We start from the raw sequence: 13,899 nt of genomic DNA, 5'->3' as shown, positions 1-13,899 counted from the left end.
GTTTTCGCTGTCAACCACTGCGTGGCGCGGTGGTCAGAAGCATGCGTCGCAGACAACGGAGGCGAATTATATAGAGACATCGCGAGATAGCAATAGGCAACTTGCGGCTTATTATCGTTCGATACTGAACGCCTTCTTTTAAACCCATGTGCTTTATCTTATTGTTCGCCGCCTTCGTAACTTTCCAAGCCGCTTTTCCCTGCACAAGGAATCTGACATGACCCGTTTATTCATTGATCAAATGAAGAACCCTGTGAATGTCTGCGATGAACCGTCACGGATCATATCGCTTGTCCCTTCTCTGACAGAGCTGCTCATTAACCTTGGACTGGAAGATCGAGTCGTGGGTGTCACCCGTTATTGTGTACACCCAGAAAACATTCGAAAGGATAAAGCCATCATTGGCGGTCCAAAGACTTTTGATTTCGACGCCATTGACGCCTTGCAGCCGGATTTGATCCTGGGGAACAAGGAAGAAAACTACAAAGAGGGTATCGTTGAGCTTCAACAGAAATATTCCACCTGGCTTTGTGATATCCATACCCTAGATGACGCGCTTGCCATGATCACGGCCGTCGGCCAGCTGACCAACAGGGAAGAGAAAGCCAATCAACTGGTTGATGATATTCGCGCCAAAATGGATCGTCTTGCTTCCTACCGTCCACTGCGTGTCGCCTATTTTATCTGGCGAAAGCCTTATCGTGTCGCTGCAGGAAACACCTTTATTAATGAAATGCTCAAACGCTGCGGCATGGTAAATGTATTTGCCGACCTGGATCGTTATCCGGAAGTAACGATTGAGCATGTTCGCGAAGCGAATCCGGATATCCTGCTACTGTCTTCCGATCCCTATCCATTTCGCGACAGGCATTGCCAGGAATTTGCGGAAGCGGGCATCAACACTCGCTGCAAACTGGTAGACGGTGAAATGTTCTGCTGGACCGGCAGCCGACTGCGTCTGGCCGCCGATTACTTCGCGACTTTGCGTGAAGCTATTGATCACGAATGAAATAAAAGAATAAAAGGCAGCGCGTACAGGGGTGTAATTCCCATTCACGCTGCCTTTGAACGTGATAAATTCAGGCGATTCCGAGAAACACGGGAATCAGCAACGGTGCGGATAAGCTCAAAATAAATCCACTTGCTACTGCAACCGGCACGCAGTGGACACCGCCCGTTCTTTCAATAACCGGCAATGTGTAATCCATTGAAGTTGCGCCACCATACCCTATCGCCATCGGTGCATTACGGCGAATAACAAAAGGTATTAGCAATAGCGCCACCAGCTCCCGGCAGAGATCAACCAAAAATGCCACGCTGCCATATACCGGCCCCAGCTGATCACCGATCATGATGCCACTGAGCGAGTACCAGCCAAAACCGGACGACAACGCCAGTGAAACATTGACCGGAACACCCGCAATCCATCCTGCCAACAATCCACCCAGCAATGCAGTGATCACGACCGTCGCGGCAATCCGTATACCGGTTTTATTCAACAAGACATCTCTGATCGCAATATCACTGCTGCGAAGCTGCACGCCGATTAAAAGCAACATCAGGTAAAGCAAACCATTTGCAACAGTATCAAGTAGTGCAAAAGGCTTGTTAACAAGGATACCTGCAACCATGCCCACGACAACGATGCCGGCAAACATCAGGGATTCCAGTGCCATCCCGATAAACGACGGACGCCCACCAGATGCCTCACCGGTAATCATGCGAATGGTAGGCAACAACCCCAGCAGGTTTGCGAGTGTGATACAGACCAGAAACAGTAACGCCATTTCCAGCGCCAGCATGAGATTTTCTGTCATATTCTCAAGGGTTCCCAAGCCATACCCCATGAGAAACAAAATGCCCAGCGTGATGGCAAGCAACGATTGGCTAATCCGTTTCAGTGCTGACGATTGGCGTACTCTTATTCCATAACCGGCAAACAAGGCGACAAAGAACAACGCAGTCCCGAAGCTCATGACATCTCACCCAGAGTAATGTTTACATCAGCCCTATAAACAACAATGAATTAGTAGCTGGCGGGTTTACTAACAATGTGCTGTTTAATTATCTGTATTAGCGAAAGTTGTCCAGAGAAGAACGACGAATGGACACTTTGGAGCGGGTAGCGGGAATCGAACCCGCCTCACGAGCTTGGGAAGCTCGGGTAATAACCACTATACGATACCCGCAAGCAGAGACTTCATTCTATCGATCTGCACTGAAACGAACAACTGACGAATATCAATTCAAACGACTACTGACGCTCAGCATTACCTGAAATCTTGTGTTGCTCCTGATGTTTAAGGTAAGCGATGATCTGATCCAGTTCCTTACTACCAAGATCCTCGTTATCCGGCATTTTCGTGTACCGAAAATCCGACGGCTTCCTGATGTACGCTTTAAGAAACGCATCATCCCTGTAAGTGACAATCCCTTTTGGCATCAACAAGTCTGGCCCAAGCCATCCACCCTGCCGGTCCATGGCGTGACAAGTAAGGCATCGCTGCCTGAACAACTTGAACCCCTGCCAGACATCGGATGTCTCTTTTACCTTCTGTGGATAAACCGCCGGATAACGATTCTGAAAACGGAGCAGAACAATTTTCACCACTTGATTCGGCCAGGGATAACCGGTTGCAAACCTCTGATGATCACCTGTCCAAACCAGATAATACGGACTGAAATCAATCCTTTTTTCGCCAAACGGCTCAAACCCGGAGCCATGATCCACATCTCGAAAGGCCAACCAGGCTTCCGGTTTTTCCTCTACACGTTCCAAGTCCATGACGGGCTGATAACCATCCAGCGCAACAAAAGCCACATCCGAAAATTCCGGCGCTCGCCAGCGTTCTGCCAGCCCACGCATCATCACATCGCTGAGCCGGAACGCTTCATACCGTTTTATCTTATTAAAATAAGGGTCATAGAGTTCGACGATCTGGCTTTTCAGCCCGGAATCCGAAGCGGTGAGATCGACACTTGCCACTTCATCCTGCTCAACAAAAAAGCGGACAATACTACCGAAGCTCTCCAGCGGATGCAGGCCCCAGAGCACCATCAGCAATACAAATGACGTGAAATGCCTCACTGACAAACCCTGACCCGATAGTTCTTTCAGGTATGAAATACGGCGAGTATAGCGGCTGACCCAAAAAGCACCCTGACTCTTTTTTAAAATCAGCCAACCGCTTTTCCCTTATTCTACCGCCTCAACATTCACAATAATTGGATTATTGACGTCAGAATCCAATTCCAATGGGATCCGGCTGGTACTGATATAAGCAAGCCGCCCCTCCTCCATCACCCTGACGGAGAGGCTGTAACGATGATTATCCTTCACCAGCGAGGGCGCATAAGCGACAGAAAACGGGATGGGTGACTGTTCAGCCTGCTTCAGGCGTATCTCATTCATGCCGATGGTAAATGATCGGACATCCTGCCGGCTGACATCTTCTATCGACACCATAACCACGGCATTTTCGGGCAACGGCCCGGCTTCTGCGATGATCCTGCCATTGACCTGTCTGCTTTCGGCCTCAAACGCCAGGGATTTATCACCGGATTCATTGGTCATCACCAATGACCAGCCATTCTGTTTCAGGCGGGTAACCTGCTCCAGATCTGACAGAAAAACCTGCTCCTGTTTCATCATGGGATCCGGGCACGCCATCAAGGTCGAAGCCAACTGGCCGATTTCGACACGGTTCTGGTCAATGGCATACATACCAAAGTAACGGTTGCAGGATGCATCACCGAAAATACGGCCTTTGCCCTCTTCCGGCGACTCCAGTCTCATGGTGACCCGGGACTGTTCCACTGGTGCCTTGCCATTCATCGTGACAAGCACCCAGTCATGTTCATAAAGTGATGTTGATTCATTCATTGCCGCATTCTGAAAAGTACTGCATGCCGTCAACAGCAAACCTGCCATTACCAGACACTTTTTCTTCACGTTTCCCAGCTCCAGAAGAAGAAATGGTTAGCAGGTTAGTTCATCACCGGCGGTTTAAACATCCTTCAGGCCCATCGCGTATTTCATGACCTGCCTTTGACCCGGCGTAAACCGTCCCGCGACCGTCAAACCAATGTTACGCAGCAGTTTGAGCGGCGCATGATCATTACTGAATGTGTAGTAAAACGCATCCATGGCCCACTGCATCTTACGGTTGGCTGGCCGGCGAATACGCTCATACTCATTCAAGACAGCAAGACTGCCAAAAGGTTCGTTCTTTTTGTGGGCTTTGCCCAGAATCTCCACCAGGGTCGCGGCATCCTGGAAGCCTAAATTGACACCCTGTCCTGCCAGCGGGTTAATCGTATGCGCCGCATCACCCACCAGTGCCACACCAGGTTTTACATAGTGCCGGGCATGTCGTTTGGTCAGCGGGAAACTGCCTCGTTCCAGCAATCGTTTGATAACGGGTAATTCCACCGGGTAGGTCTGAACCATTTCGTTGAGGAAATCGTCATCTGACAATGCCTTTAAACGCTGCACGTCTTCCGGCAGGTTATACCAGACCATGGATGCATAACTGCGGCCGTCTATATCGGGTAAGGGCAACAGGGCCAACGGGCCTGTCGGCGTGAACGCCTGCCAGGTGATATCCAACTGACCTGGCTCAATCTCAACCGTTGCCACCAATGCCTGTTGTTCGTAGTCTTCGCTGTTGAGGCCAATGCCTGCCAGCTTACGTACCTGCGAGTTGGCGCCATCAGCACCCACTACCAGAGAAGCTTCAAAGCTGGCGCCATCCTTTAATCTCAGCGTGACGTTTTCATTCTCCCAGCAAATGTCGTCTATCGCTGACGGGCAGAAAAGATCGACCGTATCCAGCTGCTCCAACACCTTATGAATAGAAAGCTGGGTAACACGGTTTTCCACAATAAAGCCAAGCTGATTTACCGACAGATCACGACAATCAAAAAGCGTTTGGTTCGGTCGCTGCCGGATCTCTTTTCCTGTTAGCGGTTCACGTAATTTCTCCCAAACCGCCATACGACGATAAGGGCACATCCGCATCGCTTTCATGTGCGGCCAGGCACCGATATTCTGCAGAAAACGTTCCGTCGCAGGGCTCAGGGCAGATACCCGCAGATCCGGCAGCTGTTCCGGAGAAAATGCCGACGGTAACGCATGATCAAACAGCGCAACCTTTATTCCCTGTTGTCCCAACGCGCAGCCTACGGCAGCGCCCACCATGCCGGCACCCACCACAAGCACGTCGTACCGCATTGTCATGATGTCTCCTAAGAAATTACTAACCACCCGATGCTCGAGATTGTACTGTTCCTTGCTGTGAGTAACAGCCTTGCCTGTGTCATCGGCAGAACTTGTTGCCTATTCTGACCGTACATACCTGAAGCAGATGTGTCCTAACACAATAAAAATCCAGAGAGCAGCTCGAAAAATATGCGTATCAAAGGCAAACATTCTTCCGAATTTCAGCTTGATGATAATCAGATCCTTGCACATCAATAGCCCTCACTCCTGTGATGGGCCACTATGAAATGGTTGCTCCACATAAATATACTGCTCATTTCTCCGCTCTCTCAGCATGTCATTATTCTATGTCTTAGAGGAAATAGAATTTTGACATGGCTTTTACAGGCAAAATTTAGTCAGTAAATATGATCAATCTGTAGATTGAACTGTTAAATCACTACGGTATTAAATCTGTCTTACGTCACAGCAATTCATAAGGGTACAGGTATGGAATCAACAAGTTTCAGAAGTGGAAGCTTGGCAACCGGAGAGCATGTGGGTCAGGCTCAACCATCAAGGTCACATAGCCTATCAGAAATAGAATCAATAATTGCCAGAACTCCAAGCTGGTCTCCGCATCTGAGTGATATGACAGCACTTACTGATCGACGGTTCAAACAATTATACAAAGTATTATGTTCATTTTGTAAGGATTGGCTTGATTTTAAAGCCAATACGATTTTAGCGCCTGCAGAGAGGAAAACCACAGCGATTGAACTGATTGGCAAAGGTGCTTTTTCACACGTCTACGTACATAAGGAAGCCCCTGAGATTGCCTTGAAACTTGCAAAGGGAGAGTCTGATACACCGAAAAATGTAGAAGCTATTGACTGCAGAAACAGCCTTGTAAATGAAAAAATACATTATACGAAAATAGGCGATCATCCGAATATTACCAAGTACTTTGGTACTGCTGATATTTGTCTTGATCCTAGAGAGACCCTGAAAATCACAGGGGTTCAGCGGTATCACATGAATTTCACGCAGTATCTTGAAAGTGACGACCGTGAAAAAATGTCCATTATGTCTGATGAATATGTTATCAGGAGAAGCATTCTCGATATATCCAAAGCCATCACTCATCTTAAGAAAAAAAACATATTACATCGTGATCTAAAAACTGAAAACATATTATTATTCTTTAGTGATTTTGGTGTTAAAGCGTTACTTTCTGACTTTGGTGCTGCCTGCTCGAATACCAAAGAGCAAATGCATATTTATGATGGCATTAGCAAACAAGCGCCCGAGTTACTAGGATATTATGTTGATGGCAAGTTCCGGAATCACACCATATGGACAGAGGCATGGGCATTCGGAACAATATTAATGGAAATTGCCTGCTTTCCTGAACCACCGCCCTACTATGCAAAAATGGCAGTGGTTAACAATCAAAAGACAGTCATGACGCATAAACCAGACACCTTTTTGAAGGTTTTAAAAAAGTACAAATCAGGCACAGATAATTTAACACTGGAAGAAGCCATATCAAAAGCCTTCATCAGCGTGAGGAATCTTGAAACATTCATGTCTATGAAGATCAATCCGTCACAATTCAAACTTAACCAATTTTCCTTGAAAATGCAGTTATTCATAATCGGTGCCGCCTGCAGGAGAATCCCTCCAAAGTTAAGAATGCTTTCAGAAGTTATTGAATCGTTGCAGGAAGATTGGTTTAAAAAAACTATTACATTTTTGTAATAACCCTTTTCAACAGATGACTAACAGCTGTAAAACCGGCTTGACGAAGGCTTCGTTGACACTGTCTGACATTCAGAGCAAACAACCAACTGCGGGTCACTGTAGACTGCAGTACGCCCATTCACCACCAAAGCGACTCCATGGAAGCACTGCAAGATGCTATTTCCTGTCACATCACCGTTACACTGTTCCAGACTGCAGAACGGTGATGATCATCATCCTGTATTCTATCCTCTACCATCCACACACCCACTTGAAGTTAACACGGGCAGGTAACGGAAACATTCAACACCCAACATTCCTGCAACAGACTCTGTCAGCTGCTTTTGAGTGACCGTGGCCTGATGCTCCACCAAAATAATTTCAGCAATACGGCGGTGGGTATTCAAACTGGCAAAACGTAACTGAGACAATGCAGAGATTATGGCCGTCAGGCTGGGATTAAACGCGGCATTCTCGGCATATCGCCCGACAAAAACAGCATTATCATCCGTTCGAATTGCAACGCCTGCATAGCCATTGGTATAGGGTGCATAACTGGAACAAGCTTCGTGCAATGCATGATCGGCCAGCTTGTCACCCGTTGTGGATAACCGGAGTGGCTGATGTGATTCATCCATCAGCAAAGTATCCACTGTCAGGTTCCTCGGACCGAAGGCAAACGGCAGCAACTGTGTCAGCTGACAGTGCTGAACTTCTGCGCTATTCATATCACCAATCATGATATCCAGTGTTTCTGCCGAGGCCGTCTCAAACATAAACTGTCGGCAATGCCCGCAGGGAGCCGCATTGACGGCCAGCCGGTCCAGCCCCTTTTCACCGTGCAGCCAGGCATTATTGATGACAGCCTGTTCAGCATGCAGTGCGATGGCCATACTGCCGCCTGCAAGCTCCATATTCGCACCGAGATAAACGGATCCCGAAAGACCACGGGCAACCGCTCCGACATAAAAGGATGACACCGGCGCCCAGGCACAAGCCGCCGCCAGAGGCAGCAGACGAACCAGCAGGTCATTCGCGGAGCAATCCAGTTTCTGGCTTAATGTCTCTGTTTGATCAGGCGAAATGACGCCAGCCTGTTTGAACAGGATATCCTTCAAGAGTGGATGGCTGTCAGTGGGGAATTGATCAAAGACTTCGGCGCGGAAACAGCTGGAAAACATGGGCGTCACTTCATACAGGTGATAGGCAGGCCGTAAAGCCATCTGCCATGGCGGGACAGTGTAATACCCCGGCGTCAGCGATACCAGAACCGGATATACCACCTGCGATCCGTGCTTACCACCCTCTCAACAAACACGTCATGTGCATGGCGCTCATCTATTCCAGCCACTTTGATCATTCCGAAGGAGGATGAAGAGTTGTCATTTTTCATTACAGGCCTGGCGGGTGAACCCAAACAGGAGAAAGTGATCCCGGATTAGCCTTCCTTCCATTCCTGATATTTCTTACCCCAATAACTCACCAACTGTCGGTACTCATACGTGTTTTCGCGTCCGCCTTTCTGAAAATACTCTGATTGGTTATTGAATGCTATACGGCTATTTTTCGTGCTGGTAATTCTGTTTTCCAGAACGATAAATGCTTTTTTGTTTATTTTCTGGCAATAGAGTACATAGTACTGTGCTGTTTCTTTCGACATTTTCTGAACCGCAAGGTTGGCCCTGTTCGGAAGATACACCGGCTTCCCGTTGATGACCACGAAGCTACTGATGCCTGCTCTGTCATAAACATGGGCGCAAGGGTTCCCGTTGCGTATTCGTATACAGTCGGCAAAGTCTTGACAAAATCCGCCTAAAAATTCTTTAAAAAATGGCTCATAAAGACCAATGTCTGTTTTATAGTTGTGTCCGGCATTAATACTTATAATATTGTCGAAAATGTATTGAGGTAATGCCTCTTCAAGTTTTTCTTTACCCTCTATGAAGTGGTAGAAAAACTGTACAGCGTCATCATCAAATATTTCAAATACTTCTTGCTCCATGCTGACTCTTAACGATAAGTAGCCATACCTTATTGAGTTTTTTATGTCTGGAATTCTGATGCCTGCCTCTTTGTTATTTTGCAGATTGATGAAGTAGTTCATGATGACTTTTGCATGGTGAAATAAAAAAGCCTCTATTTGCCTTTTTGCTTTATGGGGAAAGGTTGTCTCCGCGAACAACTCTATGATTTTTTTCTTTAATTCACTATCCAACTTACTCATGATTACAACTTCATGCAGATCAACACTTACATTTTGATAGTCTCCATATAATTCTTCTATTTCCAAAATATTTTCATAGGGTATCAGAAAAGATGTTTGTCTGAACCATGACTCAGATAATCTTCTGTATATACAGGATGGATCGTCATTAGCAATCCTGATGTGATCATCAAAGGTGCGTTCGTCAGCAAATATTTCTGATAAGAAGATATCATCTTTACTGTAATCCAGGTTGAGGAGTTCGCTATGCTCTACGATGGTTTTATATATTCGCCCAGTCTTTCTTAGTGTGCCTGTATCCTTAACTCGAGAGAGTCTTACAAGATTTTTGATGTCCTCTGGGATGTCCAGCTCTTCTATTTTTTCGTTTATGTAGCTGACGACGTCTTTGAAGGGGACGTAGCTTCTTTCAGCTGCTGTTATTTGTTTTTTCCCCTCATTGCCAAGTAAGTGTTTTAGTGTCTCTTGAATGATGGCCATTATTTTTTCCGTTCTTATTTCCTGGTGTTCTTTTTGTGTTAATGGCGCTGTAACAATCTCTATGCCAGGAAATTGACCATAGCGAATAGTCTCAACAGTCATCGATATCAAAGGGTGACCACAGCAAACACCTTTTGATTTTGCAACGATATCGCTCTTTTTTAACGGCCAATTTGAAATTAAACAATATGTTTTGCACTCTAACTCAATACCCGCTTTAAATAACAATGTTTCGTCCGTGATAGTGACCTGATCCGTTATCAGTGCCGGGCGGACTTGTTCAGGAAGGCAGGGCTTGATATTGAAATTAGTGATTTTTTTATCATCATAGATGGGGATGTTTTTCAGGGTTTGAGATTGTAATACAGAACCCGACGGGTTATCTGTACTGACATTGCTGTTATCATCACTGGCAGGCTGAGTCAGAGGGTGGCCAGTTGCAGGTTTGAACTTTGGTGGGGTCATGATTTTTCAGAAGGAGAATCTCACAGAATCGGTTATGTATATTTATGACCATGCTACGGCGGAATAGTTGCCTGTTTTTCATCCTGTTCATGATTTTACTCGCCCTGGGCATTAACATGATCCAAAGAGATAGACAGAACGTGCAACCGAATACCTCAGACTTTTCCAGGATGGCAGCGATCCATCCAAAACACTCGCACACTCTACCAATCATCAGGTTACTTGCAGACTCTCTATGGATGAACTGACGCCGGAACAATTGACAGAATTAACCCACAACCTGCAATCCCTCCGTGACACGCTGCAACAGCAGCTGGCTCAGACCAGCGAATCAGCACAGACGGTCACCCTGGATCAGCAGGCGTTTGGACGGGTTTCCCGTATCGATGCGATTCAGCAACAAAGTATGGCCCAGGCTGGCAAGGCACAATGTGAACAACAGTTACGTCAGGTGTTTCGGGCACTGGCAGATGTGGACAGCGGCGACTATGGTTTCTGCCGGAGCTGCGACAACCCGATCGGCTACGAAAGGCTGAAGATCCGGCCGGAGACACCACTTTGCCTGATCTGCCAGACAAAAGCCGAGCAGGCCTGAAGGGCTATTTACTTATTTGGACAATGACTGTCGCGCTCTACAATGAGGGCACAATGCACGCCCTGGTGCAGCATAACGGACGTGCCGAATGAACAACCATGAGATGTAACCAGACCCGTGTCACCTATTGTCATTTTTGATTCCGGGGTCGGTGGGCTCAGCATATTCGACGAGGTTCGCCAGCAATTACCCTGGCTGCCTGTTGTGTACTGTTCCGATAACGCCGGCTTTCCCTATGGCCCGAAAAGTGAGGCCGAGGTGGTAGAGCGCGTCAGCGAGTGTCTCCGTCGCCTGCAGGATACCTATCAGCCCCAGCTGATGGTGATTGCCTGCAATACCGCCAGTACCGTTGCACTTCCGCGTGTTCGCCGGGAACTCTCCGTGCCGGTGGTGGGTGTCGTACCCGCCATTAAAACTGCGGCTGGCCTGTCACAGAATCGCTGTATTGGTCTGCTGGCAACTCCCGGTACCGTAAATCGCCCGTATACGGATCAACTGATCCGGGAATTTGCCAGTGACTGTGATGTTATTCGGGTGGGTTCATCAGAACTGGTTTTCCTGGCCGAACAACAGTTACGCGGCCAAACCACCGACCGGTTACAACTTGCTGCCATTCTGGCACCTTTCCTGGAAAGGCAGATAGCCCCCGATCATATTGTGCTGGGCTGCACTCATTTCCCGTTGATGAAGGATGCGTTGTCTGTCTGTGCTCCCGGTATCAACTGGATTGATTCCGGTAACGCCATTGCCCGGCGTGTCAGCAGCCTGATTCCGCAGGAAAGTTCAGCCGTGGGGAAAGCGTCCCATATCGCCGTTTTTACACAGCCCTGTGACACGATTGAAGCATTGTCACCGGCACTCTGCGCACGGGATATTGGCGATATACACATACTGTGATGAATCGATAAAAGGGAAGTGGTCTCTCCCGCCAGGCACATTTTCTTGCAAACCTGTCATGAAGATCCTGTCACCCGCCGGGAGAGCATCTCTTTGGAAAAGCCAGAACGTCGAAAGTTCACTGACACACTGTACGACTATGGTCAGCAAAGTTGACCTCAGGGTTACTGTCGGGTGATGGTTTTTGTATACGCCAGCTGCCATTGTCCGGTATTCGGATTAACGGTATAGGCTTCTCCGGTCAACTGGTCACCAGCAATCTGAATCCTGAAAAAACCCAGGGTATCAGCCGCCTGCCACCAGGCAGCATTCCTGTCTTTTACTAACAATGGATGCGTCTGGCCTCCCGCGCCGGATACGATGAATCCCGTTTTGCCACAGGCTTGAACCGGCGTTAACCATTGCAGGTTGTGATCATGCCCGGAGAAATAGACATCCACCCGATCACACAGCGTGTCCTCTATCAACGACAACCAATCCTTACCCGAACCGGTTACGCCATCATACTCTCCGGCATTGCCATGCTTGCCATTGGACACATAGGGATGATGAGCAAACGCGATTTTCCATGGCGCCTGAGAACCTGCGAGCCTTTGCCCTAACCATGTCTTTTGTTCTGCCAAGTACTTATCCCGCCAAGGCAAACGATCCCAGCGCAGTTTGCCGCCACCGATCGGGTTTGAATCCAGTGCAAAAAAATCGATCAACGGATGATCCGAAGCAACAGGGGCGGAAAAATGATAGTAGCGTGCCGGCAGATACCACTTATCACTCAAGCGGCCTTTCCGGTAATGATAACCTACCTGGAATTTTCCCTTGAAATCATCCAGCCCATTCAGCGGAGACCGGGGAGAATCGTCATGATTTCCCAGCGCCATATAGAATGTGAAATCCAGTTTGACATAAGGGTGTTCGAACTTGCTTTCAAAAGCCTTGTCACGGCTGCTTTCAACACCTGATGGATAAATGTTGTCGCCTAATCCGATAGCAAAATCACACGTTTTCCTGCCACACACATCGGCGATAGCGTGAGCGACAGCATATTGGTTTTCATTGCCGGTACCCGTATCACCAACAGCAATAAAGCTGACACTCTCAGACAATGCATAAACAGATGTCTGGGTAAAATACAGCAAGAGAAGTAAAAAAATGCATTTCACGGAACAGCCTTCCATCAACAGGGCTATCCATTACTCAGCTTTTTTTGGATAACCAATGACCAATCACAGCGCTGTTTATATAGCAGAAGCAAACAGCCAGACCGCTTCTGTAAGCCTTCATTCTTCAATAATCAGAACCAAGGGGAACATGAAAGTTCCCCTTTTTATAATAGAGCTGACGTTGAGAATAACACTGTCACTCAAGGTTTACTGATAGTGTTGCTATACGCCAACTCCCACTGGCCTGATTCTGCATCCACTACGTAGGCTTCCCCGGTAAACTGATTGCCTTCAATCTGGATTCTGAAAAATCCCAGCGTATCACCAACTTGCCACCAGGCAGGGTTACGATCAGGGTTCGTCAGGCTTCGCGTTTTTCCGCCAGCACCAGAAATAATGAAGAATGTCTTGCCGCATTCACTGCCAGGTTTGAGCCATTGCAAATAGGATTGGAATCCAGCACGAGGAAATCGACCAGCGACTGTTCACTCTCCAGCGGTGCAGTGAAATGGTAATAGCGGTTAGGCATACGCCATTTGTCACTGCTGCGATCATCGCGATAATGGTAGGCAACCTGGTACTCGCCCTTGAAATTATCCAGACCACCACCGCTGGAAAAATGGGAATTATCATGATTGCCTAACGACATGAAAAAGGGGAAGGTCAGTCCTGCATAGGGTTGTTCGAATTTACTCTGGAAACTGTCGTCACAACTACTGTCGACACCTGCCTCATAAATGTTATCACCAAGACCAATAGCGAAATTGCAGGCTTTTTGCTGACAAAGGCTTTCTATTGCCTTGGCCACCTTATACTGCTTATCGCCCCCCGTTCCCATATCACCAATAGCAATGAAACTGACGCTTTCGGCCACGGCACCAGTCGCCACCAGGCTGGTTGCAAGCAAGAGTTGTCTAACGCGGCTCATATCCCTGATTCCTGTTTTTTTTCGTTATTATCTGGGGTCTTTATGACATATGAATTGCGAAACAATGACAAGCACTATCGGTAAAGCGTGTTCAGGATATAAATTTGCGTGCACAAACAATAAATACAAGAGGCCTATCAAGAGCATGTAAAATTTAATACACTACGATGTTAGTGACATTATGCATATAAACAATAAAAATTATCT

12 protein-coding genes and 1 tRNA gene are annotated in these 13,899 nt (G+C 47.4%); 4 read left to right on the top strand and 9 right to left on the bottom strand.

Going from position 1 to position 13,899, the window contains the following annotated elements; all coding sequences use genetic code 11:
- Positions 1-217 precede the first annotated feature (217 nt).
- Complete coding sequence (locus tag AC27K1_RS05735) at positions 218-1,009, top strand: helical backbone metal receptor (protein WP_487148982.1); 792 nt, start codon at positions 218-220, stop codon at positions 1,007-1,009.
- 70 nt (positions 1,010-1,079) lie between these two features.
- On the opposite strand, the gene AC27K1_RS05730 is transcribed toward AC27K1_RS05735, so the two are convergent.
- The 5 genes from AC27K1_RS05730 to AC27K1_RS05710 form a co-directional block, all read right to left on the bottom strand.
- Positions 1,080-1,976 (bottom strand): LysO family transporter, encoded by an 897-nt coding sequence (locus tag AC27K1_RS05730; RefSeq protein WP_487148980.1) that lies wholly within the window; start codon positions 1,974-1,976, stop codon positions 1,080-1,082.
- A gap of 138 nt (positions 1,977-2,114) precedes the next feature.
- Positions 2,115-2,189 (bottom strand) — tRNA-Gly (locus AC27K1_RS05725).
- 65 nt (positions 2,190-2,254) lie between these two features.
- Positions 2,255-3,088, bottom strand: coding sequence for a c-type cytochrome (locus AC27K1_RS05720; RefSeq protein WP_487148978.1), 834 nt, complete (start codon positions 3,086-3,088; stop codon positions 2,255-2,257).
- 108 nt (positions 3,089-3,196) lie between these two features.
- Entirely contained in the window at positions 3,197-3,952 is a 756-nt protein-coding gene (locus tag AC27K1_RS05715; RefSeq protein WP_487148977.1) for an META domain-containing protein, read from the bottom strand.
- A 54-nt stretch (positions 3,953-4,006) separates the two neighbouring features.
- Positions 4,007-5,239: an FAD-dependent monooxygenase gene (locus AC27K1_RS05710; protein ID WP_487148975.1), complete on the bottom strand. Its 1,233-nt coding sequence runs from the start codon at positions 5,237-5,239 to the stop codon at positions 4,007-4,009.
- Positions 5,240-5,710: 471 nt separating this feature from the next.
- Between AC27K1_RS05710 and AC27K1_RS05705 the strand changes: the two genes are divergently transcribed.
- Positions 5,711-6,961 carry a protein kinase domain-containing protein gene (locus AC27K1_RS05705; RefSeq protein ID WP_487148973.1) on the top strand — a complete coding sequence of 417 codons (1,251 nt, stop codon included), beginning with the start codon at positions 5,711-5,713 and terminating at the stop codon, positions 6,959-6,961.
- Positions 6,962-7,188: 227 nt separating this feature from the next.
- On the opposite strand, the gene cdd is transcribed toward AC27K1_RS05705, so the two are convergent.
- Entirely contained in the window at positions 7,189-8,226 is a 1,038-nt protein-coding gene (gene cdd, locus AC27K1_RS05700) for a cytidine deaminase (RefSeq protein ID WP_487148971.1), read from the bottom strand.
- Between the two features lie 155 nt (positions 8,227-8,381).
- The gene (locus AC27K1_RS05695; protein WP_487148969.1) at positions 8,382-10,112 is read right to left on the bottom strand and encodes a hypothetical protein; all 1,731 of its coding nucleotides are present in this window, start codon (positions 10,110-10,112) and stop codon (positions 8,382-8,384) included.
- A 235-nt stretch (positions 10,113-10,347) separates the two neighbouring features.
- Here AC27K1_RS05695 and AC27K1_RS05690 point away from each other — a divergent pair, with 235 nt between their 5' ends.
- Together AC27K1_RS05690 and murI are read left to right on the top strand one after the other, a co-directional pair.
- On the top strand, positions 10,348-10,707 hold the full coding sequence (locus AC27K1_RS05690) for a TraR/DksA family transcriptional regulator (RefSeq protein WP_487148967.1): 360 nt from the start codon (positions 10,348-10,350) through the stop codon (positions 10,705-10,707).
- A gap of 117 nt (positions 10,708-10,824) precedes the next feature.
- Complete coding sequence (gene murI / locus AC27K1_RS05685; protein WP_487148965.1) at positions 10,825-11,604, top strand: glutamate racemase; 780 nt, start codon at positions 10,825-10,827, stop codon at positions 11,602-11,604.
- Between the two features lie 164 nt (positions 11,605-11,768).
- Here murI and AC27K1_RS05680 read toward each other — a convergent pair whose 3' ends face one another.
- Together AC27K1_RS05680 and AC27K1_RS05675 are read right to left on the bottom strand one after the other, a co-directional pair.
- Entirely contained in the window at positions 11,769-12,764 is a 996-nt protein-coding gene (locus tag AC27K1_RS05680; RefSeq protein WP_487148964.1) for a metallophosphoesterase, read from the bottom strand.
- Positions 12,765-13,125: 361 nt separating this feature from the next.
- Complete coding sequence (locus tag AC27K1_RS05675; protein ID WP_487148963.1) at positions 13,126-13,692, bottom strand: metallophosphoesterase; 567 nt, start codon at positions 13,690-13,692, stop codon at positions 13,126-13,128.
- Positions 13,693-13,899: the final 207 nt, after the last annotated feature.

This window comes from Kistimonas ophiarachnellae (assembly GCF_057552235.1).
Note: the sequence above shows the minus strand (reverse complement) of the source record. Positions and strands in the feature narration are given on the sequence as shown.

Bases quoted from the DNA above. Each gene is read 5' to 3' on its own strand.
- AC27K1_RS05675 (WP_487148963.1), bottom strand. From the start codon at position 13,692: ATGAGCCGCGTTAGACAACTCTTGCTTGCAACCAGCCTGGTGGCGACT.
- AC27K1_RS05710 (WP_487148975.1), bottom strand. From the start codon at position 5,239: ATGACAATGCGGTACGACGTGCTTGTGGTGGGTGCCGGCATGGTGGGC.
- AC27K1_RS05695 (WP_487148969.1), bottom strand. From the start codon at position 10,112: ATGACCCCACCAAAGTTCAAACCTGCAACTGGCCACCCTCTGACTCAG.
- AC27K1_RS05735 (WP_487148982.1), top strand. From the start codon at position 218: ATGACCCGTTTATTCATTGATCAAATGAAGAACCCTGTGAATGTCTGC.
- AC27K1_RS05690 (WP_487148967.1), top strand. From the start codon at position 10,348: ATGGATGAACTGACGCCGGAACAATTGACAGAATTAACCCACAACCTG.
- AC27K1_RS05730 (WP_487148980.1), bottom strand. From the start codon at position 1,976: ATGAGCTTCGGGACTGCGTTGTTCTTTGTCGCCTTGTTTGCCGGTTAT.
- AC27K1_RS05705 (WP_487148973.1), top strand. From the start codon at position 5,711: ATGGAATCAACAAGTTTCAGAAGTGGAAGCTTGGCAACCGGAGAGCAT.